This window comes from Gracilimonas tropica DSM 19535, from assembly GCF_000375425.1.
In the GTDB taxonomy this organism is placed as follows: Bacteria; Bacteroidota; Rhodothermia; order Balneolales; family Balneolaceae; genus Gracilimonas; species Gracilimonas tropica.
Genome location: NZ_AQXG01000016.1, coordinates 33,087 through 49,913, shown reverse-complemented (window position 1 = coordinate 49,913; position 16,827 = coordinate 33,087). Strand labels below are relative to the sequence as shown.

The 16,827-nt window shown below is 43.9% G+C and carries 14 protein-coding genes; 6 read left to right on the top strand and 8 right to left on the bottom strand.

Translation table 11 applies throughout. The features are described from left to right. Positions 1-249 precede the first annotated feature (249 nt). A complete protein-coding gene (locus B151_RS19030; protein WP_020404668.1) occupies positions 250-1,179 on the bottom strand; it encodes a CPBP family intramembrane glutamic endopeptidase in 930 nt (309 codons plus the stop codon). 192 nt (positions 1,180-1,371) lie between these two features. On the opposite strand from B151_RS19030, the gene B151_RS19755 reads away from it, so the two are divergent. Further along, the gene (locus tag B151_RS19755) at positions 1,372-2,058 is read left to right on the top strand and encodes an SOS response-associated peptidase (protein WP_020404667.1); all 687 of its coding nucleotides are present in this window, start codon (positions 1,372-1,374) and stop codon (positions 2,056-2,058) included. 68 nt (positions 2,059-2,126) lie between these two features. On the opposite strand, the gene B151_RS0116025 is transcribed toward B151_RS19755, so the two are convergent. After that, complete coding sequence (locus B151_RS0116025) at positions 2,127-3,050, bottom strand: mechanosensitive ion channel family protein (protein ID WP_020404666.1); 924 nt, start codon at positions 3,048-3,050, stop codon at positions 2,127-2,129. Positions 3,051-3,144: 94 nt separating this feature from the next. On the opposite strand from B151_RS0116025, the gene secG reads away from it, so the two are divergent. Beyond that, entirely contained in the window at positions 3,145-3,543 is a 399-nt protein-coding gene (secG, locus tag B151_RS0116020; RefSeq protein ID WP_020404665.1) for a preprotein translocase subunit SecG, read from the top strand. 70 nt (positions 3,544-3,613) lie between these two features. Here secG and cysM read toward each other — a convergent pair whose 3' ends face one another. Together cysM and epsC are read right to left on the bottom strand one after the other, a co-directional pair. Beyond that, positions 3,614-4,495, bottom strand: coding sequence for a cysteine synthase CysM (gene cysM, locus B151_RS0116015; protein ID WP_020404664.1), 882 nt, complete (start codon positions 4,493-4,495; stop codon positions 3,614-3,616). Between the two features lie 80 nt (positions 4,496-4,575). Beyond that, the gene (epsC, locus tag B151_RS0116010; protein ID WP_020404663.1) at positions 4,576-5,406 is read right to left on the bottom strand and encodes a serine O-acetyltransferase EpsC; all 831 of its coding nucleotides are present in this window, start codon (positions 5,404-5,406) and stop codon (positions 4,576-4,578) included. 250 nt (positions 5,407-5,656) lie between these two features. Between epsC and B151_RS0116005 the strand changes: the two genes are divergently transcribed. Further along, positions 5,657-8,536 carry a M16 family metallopeptidase gene (locus tag B151_RS0116005; RefSeq protein ID WP_020404662.1) on the top strand — a complete coding sequence of 960 codons (2,880 nt, stop codon included), beginning with the start codon at positions 5,657-5,659 and terminating at the stop codon, positions 8,534-8,536. A 64-nt stretch (positions 8,537-8,600) separates the two neighbouring features. Here B151_RS0116005 and B151_RS0116000 read toward each other — a convergent pair whose 3' ends face one another. Continuing rightward, a complete protein-coding gene (locus tag B151_RS0116000; RefSeq protein WP_020404661.1) occupies positions 8,601-9,356 on the bottom strand; it encodes a nuclear transport factor 2 family protein in 756 nt (251 codons plus the stop codon). Between the two features lie 194 nt (positions 9,357-9,550). Between B151_RS0116000 and B151_RS0115995 the strand changes: the two genes are divergently transcribed. Then, a complete protein-coding gene (locus B151_RS0115995) occupies positions 9,551-10,195 on the top strand; it encodes a nitroreductase family protein (RefSeq protein ID WP_020404660.1) in 645 nt (214 codons plus the stop codon). 284 nt (positions 10,196-10,479) lie between these two features. On the opposite strand, the gene B151_RS0115990 is transcribed toward B151_RS0115995, so the two are convergent. After that, entirely contained in the window at positions 10,480-10,857 is a 378-nt protein-coding gene (locus tag B151_RS0115990; RefSeq protein ID WP_040517212.1) for an endonuclease domain-containing protein, read from the bottom strand. Between the two features lie 266 nt (positions 10,858-11,123). Then, positions 11,124-12,497 (bottom strand): tRNA uridine-5-carboxymethylaminomethyl(34) synthesis GTPase MnmE, encoded by a 1,374-nt coding sequence (gene mnmE / locus B151_RS0115985; protein ID WP_020404658.1) that lies wholly within the window; start codon positions 12,495-12,497, stop codon positions 11,124-11,126. 118 nt (positions 12,498-12,615) lie between these two features. Here mnmE and B151_RS0115980 point away from each other — a divergent pair, with 118 nt between their 5' ends. Both B151_RS0115980 and glpK read left to right on the top strand, forming a co-directional pair. Beyond that, positions 12,616-13,356: a transporter gene (locus B151_RS0115980; RefSeq protein ID WP_020404657.1), complete on the top strand. Its 741-nt coding sequence runs from the start codon at positions 12,616-12,618 to the stop codon at positions 13,354-13,356. A 97-nt stretch (positions 13,357-13,453) separates the two neighbouring features. Next, the gene (gene glpK, locus B151_RS0115975; protein ID WP_020404656.1) at positions 13,454-14,953 is read left to right on the top strand and encodes a glycerol kinase GlpK; all 1,500 of its coding nucleotides are present in this window, start codon (positions 13,454-13,456) and stop codon (positions 14,951-14,953) included. A gap of 65 nt (positions 14,954-15,018) precedes the next feature. Here the strand turns inward: glpK and B151_RS0115970 are convergent, their stop codons facing one another. Beyond that, the gene (locus B151_RS0115970) at positions 15,019-16,698 is read right to left on the bottom strand and encodes a peptide MFS transporter (protein ID WP_020404655.1); all 1,680 of its coding nucleotides are present in this window, start codon (positions 16,696-16,698) and stop codon (positions 15,019-15,021) included. Positions 16,699-16,827 lie beyond the last annotated feature (129 nt).

Sequence of the window (16,827 nt, the reverse complement as noted above, 5' to 3'; positions counted from 1 at the left end):
TCTAGCAAGGAGTGATCCGACGAGTGGAACTAGCTCGGTATCTTTTGAGGCGATAGAACCTGCTTAGCAGAGGTACAATCGTCGGACGAATTTGAAGGTTTTGGAGAGATTCAAATTTGGTTAGACTTATTTGGACTGATAGATTTTTGTATGGTTTCATTCGTCGAAGGATGTCCTGGGCTTTTAGAACAACGATGAACCCTTCCGATGAATGACTGCATAATTGGAAAAAATGGAAAATCCGAAAATTTAGCTTTTCTGAACGGGGGTACTTTCTAATTCCCGAAATGATTTTCTAAACGGCTCAGCCAGTTCGAGTTTTACTCCTTTCCATTTTAGATAGAGGAGCGAAATTCCCAGAATGAGCAGAATGCCGATGATGCCAATGACGCCGGCTTCGGGACCAAAAGCACCACCGGTCCACCAATCGGGACCGCTTTGCTGGATCTGAATAATCGAACTTCGGATTTCAAGCCCACTTACCCGAAACCCAAAAATGCCGCCCTGGAAAAAATTCCAGGAGAAATGTAATCCTATGGGAAGAGCCAGCCGACCGGTGAGGACGTACGGAACGGCTAACATCACCCCGGCCAAAATAATGTTGACTACGGCAGTAGTTGACGCATTGGGATTTCCTGCATGTAAAATCCCAAATATGGAAGAACTAATGAAAATGGCTATTAAAGTCGCTTTTTGTGGGCTGATGTTGCCAAATGAAAATCCTTCCGCGATGTTGGGGATGAGGTAGCCGCGCGCCATGAGTTCTTCGTAAAATCCCACCGATATCATCTGAATGAGGAATATGCTAAAAGGAATCAGCCAGTGCCGCTCAAAAGAACGCTCCCAGGCAAAGCCGGTGATTTCCAGCGTTCCGGTTTGCCATTGGGCCAGGAAGATGAGTCCCATTACGGTTGCTGCAATCAAAATTCCAGAAAAGCACTCCTTGATCCATGTGGATCTGATTTGGAGTCCGGCATAATCCCACGGGCGACGATCCACAAAACGAAAAAATGTATAAAAAAGTCCGAAAATCAATACTCCGCGAGCAATGTATTCCAAAGCGGTGAATGGGATAAGAGTAGGAACGCCGGTCAACAAGGCAAAAAGGAATATGTAGGAAATAATCCGGAAGAAAGCTCTCATGCGGGCTTCATCAGAATTAAAAAAAGGATTGGTCATGCCGGAATTGGATTATTTTGGCCTAAAGGTAGTAAAGTTTGAGCAGTTATAAATAAGGTCCGGATCAGAGGAAAGGATTTTATACTTTATCAAATGAGGCTGAGAAATTTTAAAGAACGTGTAGATTTATTGGGCAATAGAATTGGCTTTTCTCGTTAACACAAATAAATCAGAGCAAATAATGGAGACATCATGAAACGTTATGTATTAGAAGCTGATAAATTTGTTATAGAAGAGACCTTTGGGGTGATCTCAAATTCTCAGATCATGTATGAGCCAAATTATAATGTCATTCCCGGTGCCACTATGCCGATCATCATAAAAACAGAAGAAAAGAGAGAAATTATACAGTCGGTATGGGGTTTAAAATTTGAGGGTGAGGGGGAAGGAGCTTCTGAAATTAAACAAGAGGAAATAGCTGAAAGTGAAAAATATCTTAAGCAATTGAGATCATTGCCCTGTTTGATCCCCATTTCCGGATTTTATAAATGGAAAGAAACGGTAAGTGATCCTCTTCCATTTTATTTGAGAATATTGACTCGGGATGTAACGGCGGTTGCAGGTTTATATAATTCTTTTAAGGATCAGGACGGTCGTATTGTTCATACCTTTGCGGTTGTAACAATGCCTGCAAACCCTTTAGTGGAACCACTGGATAACCGAATGCCGGTTATTATTGAAGAGAAAGATTTTGAAAGCTGGTTGTCAGGGGATGCAGCTGATATGGTAAAAAAAGGTTTTTCCGGTAATTATTTACTGCCCGATATGTCGGTATTCCGTGTTCCTGAATTGGTGAATGATCCTTCCAATAATTCCAAAGAACTGATTCAGCCCATACCTAAACTCAGGAATTATGATGGTGCTGATGAGGATGAATGAATTAAAAATTCAAAATTAAGGATTGAAAAAAAGTTAGCAGATAATCCTTAATCTTAAATTCTACATCTTTAATCCGCGGAGGGAATAGTTCCAGGTTTGCCTTCGGTTGGATTATTGTAATATCTGATAGTGGGGTATGCAAAGTCAATGTTGTCATGGTCTGCAAAACGTTCCAGAATAGTTTCCCACAGCATCTGAGAAATACTGCGCCTTCTCCTTGGATCCGATAAATAACGAATGGTGAGATTGATTCCACTGTCCTTTACATTCGTGTATACAATGGGCGTTAAATAACGATACTGAATGAGGTACGACTTTTCAGCTCTTTTGACTTCTTGGCGGGCTTGTTCTACAAATTCCTCGCAGACCTGATCCGCAATTTCCTGAAGTATCAGTTTGGCTTTTTTCCAGTCACTTTCAAAGGTCAATAAAACTCCCATTTCATTCCAAACCCATTCAAAATCGCTGGTGTAATTGGCTATATCTTCCGAGAATATCTTATGATTTGGAATGTGGATGACTCTCCCGGTGCTTTGGTCGGCATCCACCCAATTCCCAATTTCAAGTACCGTAAATTTGAAAACGCGAATATCTATAACATCTCCTTTGGAGCCGCCTACCTGAATGCGATCACCTACATCGAAGGGCTTTCGCCAAATAAGAAACAACCAACCGGCCATATCTGTTACCGGATCTTTTAAGGCAATGGCGATACCGGCGGAAAGTAAACCGAGGAATGTGGCTAGCTGTCCTATGGCAGAGAACCAAACCTGCGCTAAAATAAGAAGCCCGATCAAAAAGATGATATAGGTAATATTCTTCTTCCATTTGTAAAGCGTTTTCCTGTTCTCAACATTTTTCTGAAGAATTCGCACAGAAAAGAAACGGATCAGCCACAGTATGACAATGATACCAATGGTTTCGGCGATCTGTATAGTTAAGGAGGGAGAATTAGCTAAAAATTCTCTTATTGTTTCAATGAATTGTTCCATTCAAGTATTTTGAATTTTTTGAGGTCTCCATGCTTGGGATAGTAGGCAAAATTGGGTATCTTTTCACCCTTCTAAAAGATAAGAAACGAATTACATGCTGTTATATAATATTATTGTAGGAGTTATTGCTGTTATCTGCTTCCTGTTGATCGTGGTTGTGTTATTGCAACCGGGACAGGGGCAAGGAATTTCCGGAATGGGTGGAGCCGGAGCCATCGGTGGAGGTGGCGGACTGGGTGCCCGCAGAACGGCTGACTTGCTTTCTAAATCGACTTCGGTTCTGGCCGGAGCGTTCCTGGTGCTTTGCATATTAGCTAATTTTGCAATCGACCGTGGAGAAGTTAACCGAAGTATTTTGCAGGAAGGGGGCCCCGGAGTAAATGCTCCTATTGAAGCACCTTCACAAACTGCACCTGCTATTCCTCAAAATCAGGGACAGCAAGAGCAAGGTGGAACTGAAGCAAATTCAGAAAGCGGAAGCAGCGAAAACTAAATACTGCAAAACCGAAAGAATCTAAGCCTTATCAATTATTTTTGATGAGGCTTTTTTTTATCTCCTTATTTCAATCCATAAAAAGTGGAGAACTCAGATACCGGTCTCCGCGGTCGCAGGTAATACATACAATGATCCCTTCGTCCAAGCCTTGAGCTAATTTGAGTGCGGCCGTAAGTGCACCACCACTGCTCATGCCGGCAAAAATGCCTTCTTCTTTGGCCATGCGCCGAGACATTTCGGTGGCTTCAGCTTCGCTCACATCTATGGTTCTGTCTACCCGGTTTGCTTCAAATATTTTTGGAAGAAATTCCGGTGACCATCGACGAATTCCAGGGATGGAAGATCCTTCAGTGGGTTGTGTGCCGATAATTTGTACCCGTGGGTTTTGGCTTTTTAAATAGCGTGAAACGCCCATGATGGTGCCGGTGGTTCCCATAGCGGATACGAAATGAGTGATCTTGCCTTCGGTATCTCGCCATATTTCCGGTCCGGTGGTGCGCTCATGCATTTTGTAGTTATCGGGATTTGCAAATTGGTTGAGTTGGAAGTAACCGTTTTCGTCTGCCATTTGTTGGGCAAGATCGCGGGAATATTCAATGGTTTTTTCTGCGGGAGTCAGGATCACTTCTGCCCCGTAGGCTTTCATGGATTTGATTCGTTCCTCAGTAGCACTTTCCGGCATAAGCAATTTGATATTGAGGCCTTTCAGAGAAGCGATCATAGCCAGGGCAATTCCGGTATTTCCACTGGTGGCTTCCACCAGGGTATCTCCGGGTTTGATATCTCCACGTTCCAACGCTCCATTGATCATCCCTAAGGCAGCGCGGTCCTTTACACTACCACCGGGATTTTGCCCTTCCATCTTACAGTATATGGTTACATTTTTATTAGTGGGAATGTTTTGTAGTTCAATGAGTGGTGTGTTACCGATGAGTTCTTCTATTTTCATAGCTTATCTTCTTTTGCCTCAAAACTTGTATTACGTAAAACGGGTAGTTTTTAAAACTTCGTAGCCATTAAATTCAGGTTCTATTTGTAGGTAATGGTGTCTGTTTCGCCTTCGGTGTTCGACATTTTGGCTTGATAGTAGATCTTAGAGTTGGGAGGTACGCTTTTGGTCAGCCAAACATTTCCACCAATTATACTGCCTGTACCGATCACTGTATTTCCTCCTAAAATGGTAGCCCCTGAGTAAATGACCACATTATCCTCAATGGTGGGATGTCGCTTTTTTTTGGCATCTTCTTTTTTCACGCTCAACCCTCCAAGCGTCACGCCTTGGTAAATTTTTACATGCGAGCCGATCTTAGTGGTTTCGCCAATCACGATTCCTGTTCCATGGTCGATACAAAAATGGTCGCCAATTTCGGCTCCCGGATGGATATCAATTCCTGTTTGTCGGTGGGCATGCTCGGAGATGATGCGCGGGATCAGGTTTACCCCTAATTTCAACAGCTCGTGCGCAATTCGGTGAGCGGCCATGGCATAAAAGCCGGGATAAGTCCGGATGATCTCACCTTTACTTCCGGCCGCCGGGTCGCCGGCAAAAATAGCGTCCACATCTTCAAGTAGAGCTTTTCTCACTAAAGGAAGTTTTTCAAAAAAAGCATCTTCGAGTCCTGCTCTTCCACTTTGTACACAATCTTCATTTTGATCCAAAATATCCCGTAACTCTGATCGGCATTTATCAAGGATACGCTTAATTCCTGACTCATCAACTTGGCGCTTATGGGCAAATTCAGGAAATAAAACACTCAGGAGGTGATCAAAAAAGGTAATCACCATTTCGGGAGGAGGACATGTGGATACATCTCTGTGGGCTTTGGCAAGTTCTGTTATAAAATCTTCTGTAGTACTCACTTTTTCGAATATTTAATTTTTTAACATTGAACAAACAAATTATGCGAATAGGTTCATCGTTTAAAGATAATTACAAGACCAATGTGGTCACTTAGGTGTTAAATAAATTAAGAACCAACATTTGTCGTATTATTTATTATAATGTTAGTATTAATTTTCGGGAACGCTAAGGAAGGTCAAGAAAACTTCTGCTTCCAGAATTATTCGATTATTTAACATTTGTATTACAAAACCAAAAAGCTAATTCATTATGAAACATTTATTCACAGCACTAATTGTTTCTCTGTTGTTTGTGAACCTGGGTTATGGGCAAACAAAGCTGATAGAGAAGGTAGAACAGTCGGATGACGAACTGGTCATCCCATATGAAAAATATGAGCTCGAAAATGGGCTTACCCTCATCATTCATGAAGATCATTCCGATCCTTTGGTTCATGTAGATGTGACTTATCATGTAGGTTCGGCACGCGAAGAACTAGGAAAATCAGGCTTTGCTCACTTTTTTGAACATATGATGTTCCAGGGTTCGGAAAACGTAGCTGATGAAGAACACTTTAAGATCGTATCCGAATCGGGGGGTACCTTGAACGGGACTACAAACCGCGATCGCACCAATTATTTTGAAACACTGCCAAGTAACCAGCTTGAAGTGGCTCTTTGGCTGGAAGCCGACCGTATGGGCTTTTTGTTGCCTGCTGTAACTCAGAAGAAATTTGAGGTTCAGCGATCTACTGTGAAGAACGAGAAACAGCAGAATTATGATAACCGTGCTTATGGTTTGTATAGCGAGCTGAATGCCGCAACCTTGTATCCATACGGACACCCTTATTCCTGGCTGACGATCGGTAAGCTTGAGGATCTTGACCGAGCCGACCTTCAGGATCTGAAAAACTTCTTCCTGCGCTGGTATGGGCCAAATAATGCTGTTTTAACAGTGGGTGGTGATGTTAATCCTGAAGAGGTGGTAGCCCTGGTAGAAAAATACTTTGGCGTGATCGAATCCGGTCCGGGAGTAAAGGACATGAACCTTGAACCGGTTTCCTTAGACGAAGACCGGTATGTTTCCTACGTAGATAACAACATCCGCTTTCCGGCGCTGATCTTAACCTACCCAACCGTGCCGCGCTTTCATGAAGATGAGGCTCCTCTTGATTTCCTTGCGCAGATCCTGGGAACCGGGCGCAGTTCTTATTTCTTCAAGAAGTTTGTGGAACCCAGAAAAGCAATCCAGGCATTTGCCAGCAACAGTGCCAGTGAATTAGCCGGCGAGTTTGGCATGTTTGTACTTCCCTACCCGGGACAAACCCTTTCTGATTTTGAAACCGAAATGAGAGGTATCCTGGAGCAATTTGCTGAGGACGGCGTTTCTGAAGAAGATCTCCAAAAGATCAAAGCGTCTTATGAATCCAGCTTTGTAAATAGATTGGCCAATGTAAGCGGAAAGGTGTCTCAGCTTGCCAGCTATGAGACGTTTGCTCCAAGTTCAAATTATATCAATCAGGATTTGCAGCGTTATCTGGATGTGACTGCAGAAGACATTATGCGGGTCTTTAAAAAATATATATACAACAAACCTGCGGTGATCCAAAGTGTACTTCCAAATGAAGATACTGCACCGGCCAAACCGGATAATTTCACTCCGCCAACGGATGGGGATAATCCATACCCTCAGGCAGATTATACCGGCTTAGCATACGAGCGCCCCACGGGAGATGATTTTGACCGAAGCGAAAAGCCGGATCCCAAAGCGGCTCCACTGGTTCAAGTCCCGGATTATTGGAGATCAGAGTTTGACAATGGAATTAAAGTGATCGGAACCAATTATACAGAAATCCCGATCGTTACCCTTCAGCTCACCATTAAAGGCGGTCACAGGATGGATGCATATGCACCTGATAAAGCAGGGCTGGCTTCCATGACGGCTTCCATGATGAACGAGTCGACCGAGAACTATACCGCTGAGGAGATCCAGGAAGAACTCCGGAAAACGGCCAGTACCGTGCGGGTATCTTCCGGTAATTCTACAACAACGGTTTACATCAGTACGCTGAAAAAACATTTGGACAAGACGCTGGAACTTGCTGAAGAGATCATGATGCGGCCTGCATTTGTAGAAGAGGATTTTCAGCGTGTTAAGATGCAGCAGCTTGAAGGACTGAAATCCAGTTATCAAAATCCGGCATCGATCGCTAGCATGGTGTACGACCGACTGCTGTATGGTGATGAACATATCTATTCCGTTTCTTCAAGCGGTCTGGAAGAAACCATCGAGCGAATAACTTTAGATGATATAAGGGATTTCTACAACAAATATTACGATCCGTCAATAAGTGAATTGGTGATCGTGGGAGATGTAGAGCAGGATGAGATTACATCCAAACTTGGTTTCTTGAAAGACTGGGAACCAAAAGGTGCGGAAGTACCGGATCTGCCGGAAACCAAGCAAGCTGAAAAAACCAAGATCTATTTGGTTGATAAACCCGGTGCTCCTCAATCACAGATCAGAATAGGTAACATGACCGACCTGACCTATGATGCAACGGGAGAATACTTTAAAACCGGTTTAATGAATTACGTTTTAGGCGGAGCCTTTAACAGCCGTATTAACCTGAATCTTCGTGAAGACAAAGGATGGACCTATGGCGCCCGTACCTATTTCAGTGCTTCGGATGAACCGGGGCCATTCACGGCATCTGCGGGAATTAAAGCAATTGCTACCGACAGTGCCGTATACGAGTTCATGAAGGAGATCACTGAATATCGTGAAGGCGGTATTACAGAGGAAGAACTGGCATTTATGCGTAATTCGATCGGTCAAAGAGATGCTCGTGAATATGAGGCTCCTTATCAAAAGGCCGGTTTCTTGCGTGAGATCGTGCGCTATGATCTTGATAAAACCTTTGTTGATAAACAATCTGATATCATCAAGACGATCACAAAAGCAGAGATCGATGACCTGGCTAAAGAGCACCTGAACCCGGATGAGTTCTATATTCTGGTAGTAGGTGATGCTGAAGCTCATCGCGAAAACCTTGAAGCGTTAGGTTACGAAGTGGTTGCCGTTACTGAAAAAGGTGATATTATCACGGAGTACCAGGAAGGCACTTCCGAAACCGGAGATGAAGAATAAGAGGTAAATCTTATTTAACTAAGTTTCGAGCCCGCTTGTCGATGGATGAGCGGGCTTTTCTATATCAAAAATTGAAATCCAACTCTATCATCCATTCATCATCTTTGTATTCCCAAAGAATGACATAAAGACCTCCATTGCCAACTCTTTCAGCTCCGGTGAAATAACGCCCTAATTCCAGAACACGGCTTTCAGAGATTTGCCAAAGCTGTTCCTTTTTGAGATCGACTTGGTAATTAGGGTTCTCCATATAAAAATACCTCTCAGCGATTTCTTCTCTTCCTTCAGATTTATAGCCATTCCCAAAATACGTAGCCCCCGCACTGTACAAAGCTTCAATATGAGTTTTAGGATCATGCTCATTAGCCAACCTGACCCATGTTTTACGTCTTTGATCGAGTGTTCTGTCAAGTGATTCACTCACCGGGTAATCGGTAGACTCTGGGGTAAGTATAACATCTATTTCCTTTTTCCAGCTCCCCTCAACATCCCGCCAGCCTGTTAGTAATAGGATTGAATCAGCAGTAGTGCTCAAAAGACCTAAAGTGACGTAGCGAGAGGGGTCATGCTCATAAGTTTTCCAATGCTGGTAATGCTTGATCCCCAAACTTCCTTCTGATGAGAATAACTGTGTAACACTTTCTGCATCAAGTGTGGTGATCTTTGAAAATATCAGGCTCCTGTCATCCCAATAAAAAGAGGCGGTGGAATCCCCTGACTTCAAGGCCTCAACCCATTCTTGTTGATGGGAATCTAAAACGACTTGAGCCTGGAGCGATTGAGGAATAATTAGAAGTAAAAGAGGAATCAAACTTTTCATGCTTCAGGAATTTATTTACTAACGCAATAGTATATAAATGTGCGTCCATATCTGCAATAAGGCGATCGAGAATGTTTATGGGCTTGATATACACAAGATTGGGGTCAATTTGGAAGGATTTGGGCATGTGGCATGTTTGTTGAGATGATTTAATGTCAAACTATTTATTAACTCATTCCATAAATCAGATTTGTATGAATTTTTACGATGCTATTAACTGGCGATATGCCACCAAAAAAATGAACGGAGACGCCGTTCCAAAAGAGAAATTGGATAATATTTTTAACGCGATTCAAATGGCTCCGACTTCGATCGGTTTGCAGCCATTTAGTGTGATTCACGTCACTGATCCTGAGCTGAAAGAGCAAATTCAACCCATTGCCTATGGACAATCACAGATCGTGGACGGTTCCGATATTCTGATCTTTACTGCCTGGGATGAAATTACGTCCGAGCGTATTAATGATTATGTGAAGTTGACCGGAGAGATCAGAGATCTTGGCGAGGAGGAATTGCAGCCTGTTCGTAATATGGCGGAAGGGGTAGCTTCCCGTTCAAAAGAAGATCAATTCAATTGGTCGGCCCGGCAAGCATATATCGCCCTTGGTTTTGGTCTTTCTGCAGCGGCCATTGAAAAAGTGGATGCAACACCTATGGAAGGGTTCAAAAATGAGGAACTGGATGAGCTGTTCGGACTTCCCGAACAAGGCCTGAAAAGCATCGCTATTTTAGCACTTGGCTACCGCGATGAAGACAACGACTGGCTGGCCCCGATGAAGAAAGTCCGCCGACCCAAAGAAGAATTGTTTGTAAAACCGGAAGTTCCTGAATTGGTATAACATTCAGACTTTAGATTAAGGTTGAGAAGTCCTAAGCAGCGTAAGTTGTTTGGGACTTTCTTTTGCGGGTGATTTTTTTGCTTGCTCAAACACAGCCCTCTCTCTGGATTATAGCAAAGCTAAATCCGGTCTCTCTCCAAAGAGAGATAGGTTCTTGCTATGAAATAGTCTGTTACCCTCCTCGAATTATGTTTCTAGTGATAAGAACCCTATGTCCCTCCGGGAGGGACTGCAAAAACAGCTTGCTGTTGCTTGCAGGGAGGGTAGTCAAAAGACAGGGTTTACTACTCCAATGCTTTAACTGCTTTATCGATCTTCTGAATTACCGAGTCCATGTTTTTCAGCACATCTTTGTTGGTAAAACGCAAAACGGTGAACCCAGCTTTTTCTAATTGTCGTTGCCTCTCCAAGTCCTTTTTAAATGCTTTTGGATGGTCATGTGTGCTACCATCCACCTCAATGATCAGCTTGAGCTCTTTACACATAAAATCAGCAACGTAATTAAGTACAGGTCGTTGCCGGTTAAAAGTATACCCTCTTTGGTTTTCTTTTAATACATATTTCCAAAGGCAAACTTCTGCTTTGGTCATATTCTTTCGTAAAGTTCGTCCAACGGGTTTTAAATTTTTATTGTAATGATGGTGTGATTGGTCATTCCCCATAATCCCCCTCTTTTCATTCAGTATAATTAATTGTGGTTAGAAAATCAGAATTGCTATTGGTGACACTGCCCTCTCTCTGATTTCCAGCGAGCTGAAATCGGTCTCTCTCCAAAGAGAGATAGGTTCTTGCTATGGTAAATTAATTCTCTTTACTAAATAGAGTTACTTAGGGCAAGAACCCTATGTCCCTCCGGGAGGGACAGGAAAATTAACTCGTTAATTTTGCAGGGAGGGCAGTCAGAAAACTTAGCTTGGTTGTTGAACCTTCACTTTCCAATACAAAACCGCGAAAAAATAGAATCTAAAACATCTTCATTCGTGATCTCTCCGGTAATGGTTCCCAATTCCTTCAAAGCCGCGCGCAGATCAATAGAAAGGAAATCCCCGGTCATGTTTTGGGATAAAGCGCGAAGGGCAGATTGAACGTGTTCTTTGGTTTTTTGAAGGGCATCACGGTGGCGGGTAGAAGTGACCAAAAGGCTGGAGGCATCGTAATGTTTGTTTTCCAATGCCCGGTCTTTCAGTAATTGCTTCAATTCCTTGATACGCTCGCCTTCCAGTGCCGATATCTTCAGATCAAATTCGGTTCGCCATTTTCCGTCCATTTCAATATCCGCTTTGGTGCCGATCAGGATGAAAGGCGTGTCTTTGGCGCGTGACTGGAAATCGGCAATTTCTTTACGTTCCTCATCGGTGAAGTTTTGGGAGAGATCCTTCAGGTAGATCACCAGGTCTGCCTGCTCAAATGCTTTTTGGGATCGTTTCACGCCCTCGGCTTCAACAATGTCTTCTGTTTCCCGTAAGCCGGCAGTGTCGATGAGTTTGAAGAGTAAGCCGTCGTAACTCCAGTCGGCATCAATGGTATCACGAGTGGTTCCGGCGATCTCGGTCACAATAGCGCGATCACTTCCCACCAGCGTATTCAGCAGCGTAGATTTCCCTGCATTCGGCCGGCCAATCAACACCGTTTTTACTCCGTCTTTCACCAAACGGCCGGTTTCATAGGTTTCCAAAAGTTCCGTGATCTCCGAATCGAGATCTTCAAGAAGTTTCTGAAGCTGTTCCTTGTTGGCGAATTCCACATCCTCCTCAATGAAATCCAGCTCCAGTTCTACCATCGCCGTAGCATCAATAATTTGTTGACGGAATTTTTTGATGTGTCCCCCCAATCGGCCTTCTAACTGCTGATGTGCTGCATCCACCGCCTTCGAACTTTTGGCGTGAATCAGATCTGCGACGGCTTCGGCTTGATCCAGATCCAGTTTCCCATTCAGAAAAGCACGCTGTGTAAATTCTCCCGGCTCGGCCGATTTCACTCCCAGAGCCAAAATGGTTTCTAACACCGATTGTGTAACCAACACGCCGCCATGACAAGAGATCTCCACGGTCTCTTCGCCGGTATAAGATGTTGGAGAATGAAAAAGCGTAACCAATACTTCATCTACAGGAAAGCCGGCTTTGTTCATGATCTTTCCGAAGTGAACCGTATGGGATTTTTGCTGCGTGAGATCTTTGCCTTTGAACGCCTGATTTACTTTGGCAATGGCATCTCTCCCGGAAACGCGGATAACGGCTATTCCGCCTTCGCCCACAGGCGTTGCAATGGCCGCAATAGGTGGTTTTTGAGTGATGTCTGTCATGTTTAAAAGATAGGCAGATTGGGACGAAATCCGTAGGGGGAATTCATGAATTGCCCCTACGGATTTTGACACGGATTATGTAGTTTAAGATGAAACCAACCTCAATAAATTCAAGCCTATGAAAAAGTTATTATCTGTTATCGTTCTATTGTTTTGTAGCCTCAATTTTGTACATGCGCAAACTTACAGTCCGGATCGGCCGGGTATCGGGAATGGCTCATTCATCACACCAGAAGGAATATTTGGAGTGGAAGCCGGACTGGATTTTCGAACCAACGACTTTGTCAATCAATTCAATATCGGGCAGGTTTTGCTGCGAATTGGTGTTATGGAAAACCTGGAACTTCGGGCAGGCTTAGGTTCTTTTTCTTCAAGGAAAGTAGAACTGATTGGTTCAAGGGTCACTAATTCCGGGTTGCAGGATATGTCGATAGGGGCTAAATACAATTTTCTATCCAAAGAAGGACAACCCAACGTGTCAGGTATGGTGAATATCAGTTTACCGGTAGGAGATGATGCTTTTACTTCTGATGAAGTGGTGCCGAGCTTAACTGTTTTAGCGGATCATTCCTTAAACGAAGACGTTTCCATTTCATCTAATTTAGGATATTCTTTTGGGGTAGGAGATTTACGTGACAGCTGGTTGTTTACTCTGACTCCCGGCTTTTCTCTTGATGATAACATGGGAGTTTATGGCGGCTATGCCGGAAGGTATTATGGGGATGGGATCAATCAGAATTGGCTGGAAGCCGGCTTCACATACCGCCTGGAAACGGAAGCCCAATTAGATGCCAACCTTGGTTATGAAACTGAAGGTGAAACCTTTTTTATCGGAATCGGCTTTGCCAAAGGATTTTAGTTCAGAACCATCATTACAATATGTTGAATTCATAAAAGGGCGAATACACTTCGTCCTTTTTTTGTATGATGAGTAGAAAGTTAAGAAAGATACCTTTATGGAACAGTTCATTTTAGCATTAGATCAGGGAACGACCAGTTCAAGAGCAATGCTTTTCAATAAGAAAGGTGCCATTATTTCGGTGGCTCAGAAAGAATTCAGGCAGATCTATCCTGAGCCGGGGTGGGTAGAACACGATGCACAAGAGATATGGTCCACCCAGGCAGGTGTTGCTGCAGAAGCTGTTGCTTCTGCGGGTGTGAGTGGGAAAGCAATTGCGGGAATTGGAATCACCAACCAAAGAGAAACGACGGTAGTTTGGGATCGGAAAACGGGAAAGCCCATCTACAACGCCATTGTGTGGCAAGATCGCAGAACCTCAGAATATTGCGATCAGCTTCGGGAAGAAGGTTATGCCGAGATGATTCAGGAAAAAACCGGCTTGGTGATCGATTCCTACTTCTCCGGAACCAAATTAAAATGGATCCTCGATCATGTGGAAGGGGCAAAGGAAAAAGCCCAAAAGGGAGAACTCGCCTTTGGTACCATCGACAGCTGGCTGGTGTGGAATTTAACGCAAGGAGAACTGCATATCACCGATGTAACCAATGCTTCGCGAACCATGCTTTTCAACATCAATACGATGGAGTGGGATGATGAACTGCTGGGACTGATAGACATCCCCAAAAACATGCTGCCGGAAGTAAAACAGTCGAGTGAGGTATATGGGGAAACCCGCACTTCATTATTTGCGATCAAAGTACCGATAGCCGGGATCGCAGGAGATCAGCAGGCTGCCTTATTTGGACAAATGTGTACGGAGCCGGGGATGGTTAAAAACACTTATGGAACCGGCTGTTTCATGTTGCTGAATGTGGGGGATGAGCCTGTTAAGTCAGAACAAAATTTATTGACCACGATAGCCTGGCAAATCAACGGAAATGTGACTTATGCATTAGAGGGATCTGTATTTATTGGAGGTGCGGTGGTTCAATGGCTTCGGGATGAGTTAGGTATCATTCAGGATGCAAAAGATGTGGAATACTTTGCGAACAAAGTGGAGAGTTCGGACGGAGTGTATCTGGTGCCCGCTTTTGCAGGTTTGGGGGCTCCGCACTGGAATCAACATGCCCGGGGAATGATGGTGGGAATGACCCGTGGAACCAACCGAGCACATTTAGCCCGGGCAGCCCAGGATGCCATTGCTTACCAGGTATTGGATTTATTAAACGCCATGAAAGCCGATTCAGGCATTGAGATCAAAGAACTACGGGTGGATGGCGGTGCAACTGTAAACAACACCTTGATGCAGTTTCAAAGTGATTTGCTCAGAGTTCCGGTTATTCGTCCCAAGATCACGGAAACGACGGCTTTGGGAGCCGCATATCTGTCCGGACTTGCGGTTGGTTTTTGGGATGATATCGAGGAGATCCGCAATTTGTGGAAAGTAGATAAAAACTTTGAATCTGAAATGAATGAAGATAAAGTTGAAGAGTTAACGAATGGTTGGCAGCGAGCGGTGAGAGCAGCTATTAGCTGGGCTGATGACCGATCATGAGATCCATAAAAAAAGCCGGATCAAAAAGACCCGGCTTTAAATAATTGGCTAAATGAGTGTTAAAGTTACTCTACATCACCCATTAACTTTTTAACTCCTGGAGCAGCAAGTAAAGCTATAACGCCACCGCCTCCAACAATAATCGCTACCATTTGGAAAAGTCCGGCAGGAGCCAGGCTTTCTAATTGTCCGGCTACCAGGCCGGCCATTAGGTTACCCAGCGCAGCAGCTACGAACCAAATTCCCATCATTTGACTTACACGATTCTTGGGAGCCAGTTTGGTCATGGAAGAAAGACCTACCGGTGATAAGCAAAGTTCACCGGCCGTATGTAAGAAATAAGTTACGATCAGCCATGCCGGGGAAACCAAATTTGTAGAGGAAGCATTTGCAGATCCCCATGCAAGAACAAAGAAACCGGCTGCAAGTCCCAGAAGGCCTAACCCAAATTTAACCGGAATAGAAGGATTCGCATTTCTGGAAGCCAGCCAGGTCCACATAAATCCAAAAATTGGGGCAAAGATCACAATAAAGGTTGGGTTGATGAGCTGCAGGGTACTGGCAGGAATTTCCCATCCTTTTCCAATTTGACTAAAAACCCAGTATAAAAATGCTAAAAGCCCAATGGCAGAGGCGATCAGTGCAAACTTTGCCATCGACCAAAGATCTTCGCGCCGAACGGCTTTCATTACATAATAGCCCACTGGCAATGCAATAATAAATGTGATCAGAAGTGCTCCATATCCTCCTAAAAATGCATTGGGCCCGGCCGCGCGATTGGTTAGGTCAGAGGCAAATAAGTTCAGAGACGAACCGGCTTGTTCAAAGCCACTCCAAAACAAGGCTGCCAAAATAAATAACCAGAATATTACCCCCAGCTTCTTTTTCTCTTCGGTGGTATGTCCTCCAAAGAAAATGATATATGCAAAGAAAAGGAACGTGATGATCACTGCTACGATACCAAGATTTTGAGCGAGGGCATCAAGAGCCACATTTATAGCACCGGAGCTTTGTAAAAATCCAAAAATAACAACCAGAGCAATCAGAATGGACGAAACCGTGTAGAAGATCTTACTTTTCTTACTTACTTCTTCTTCTGTGAAACTCTCATCAAGCTCACCTGCACCCTCAAGGTATTTATCACCTACTTTGTATGAAATTAGTCCTAAGACCATACCAAATCCGGCCAAAGAGAAACCATAATGCCAGTTGTATCCTTCACCTAACAAGCCACATAATAGAGGCCCTAAAATAGCCCCAAGGTTTATACCCATGTAGAAGATAGAAAATCCGGCATCCCGGCGGGCTCCTCCTTCTGGGTAGATATCACCTACCATGGAGCTTACATTTGGCTTCAAGAGCCCTGTTCCTAACACAATAAGGGCTAATCCAATGAAAAAGAAAGTGGTTGTAGGCACGGCCATACTAAAATGTCCTGCGGCGATGATGCAACCTCCAACAAATACTGCTTTTTTCTGCCCCCAAATATTGTCAGCTACCCATCCGCCCGGGAGAGATAATACATACACAAAAAACGTGTAAATACCATAGATAGCGGTAGCTTCGGCCACGCCAAATCCCATTCCCGGATTGTCTCCGACAGCCTCAGCCGTCATAAAAAGGACCAGAAGCGCGCGCATTCCATAGTAACTGAAACGCTCCCAAAGTTCGGTAAAAAATAGAGTAGAAAGACCGCGTGGATGACCGAAAAAGTCATTGGCGGTAGCTGTATTCCCGTTTGCCATAATGATGTTTAAGGTTGGTTAAGGTGTTTTCGAAAACATAAAGTGTCCGATGATAGCCAAACAGAGCAACGGTTGCAAGAAGGGATTGAATTCCAAGGCTGACTTACCGACCTTCCAAACATAAATAAA

Coding starts and splice junctions, on each gene's coding strand:
- B151_RS19030 (WP_020404668.1), bottom strand. CDS start 1,179: ATGACCAATCCTTTTTTTAATTCTGATGAAGCCCGCATGAGAGCTTTC.
- B151_RS19755 (WP_020404667.1), top strand. CDS start 1,372: ATGAAACGTTATGTATTAGAAGCTGATAAATTTGTTATAGAAGAGACC.
- B151_RS0116025 (WP_020404666.1), bottom strand. CDS start 3,050: ATGGAACAATTCATTGAAACAATAAGAGAATTTTTAGCTAATTCTCCC.
- secG (WP_020404665.1), top strand. CDS start 3,145: ATGCTGTTATATAATATTATTGTAGGAGTTATTGCTGTTATCTGCTTC.
- cysM (WP_020404664.1), bottom strand. CDS start 4,495: ATGAAAATAGAAGAACTCATCGGTAACACACCACTCATTGAACTACAA.
- B151_RS0116005 (WP_020404662.1), top strand. CDS start 5,657: ATGAAACATTTATTCACAGCACTAATTGTTTCTCTGTTGTTTGTGAAC.
- B151_RS0116000 (WP_020404661.1), bottom strand. CDS start 9,356: ATGAAAAGTTTGATTCCTCTTTTACTTCTAATTATTCCTCAATCGCTC.
- B151_RS0115995 (WP_020404660.1), top strand. CDS start 9,551: ATGAATTTTTACGATGCTATTAACTGGCGATATGCCACCAAAAAAATG.
- B151_RS0115990 (WP_040517212.1), bottom strand. CDS start 10,857: ATGGGGAATGACCAATCACACCATCATTACAATAAAAATTTAAAACCC.
- mnmE (WP_020404658.1), bottom strand. CDS start 12,497: ATGACAGACATCACTCAAAAACCACCTATTGCGGCCATTGCAACGCCT.
- B151_RS0115980 (WP_020404657.1), top strand. CDS start 12,616: ATGAAAAAGTTATTATCTGTTATCGTTCTATTGTTTTGTAGCCTCAAT.
- glpK (WP_020404656.1), top strand. CDS start 13,454: ATGGAACAGTTCATTTTAGCATTAGATCAGGGAACGACCAGTTCAAGA.
- B151_RS0115970 (WP_020404655.1), bottom strand. CDS start 16,698: ATGGCAAACGGGAATACAGCTACCGCCAATGACTTTTTCGGTCATCCA.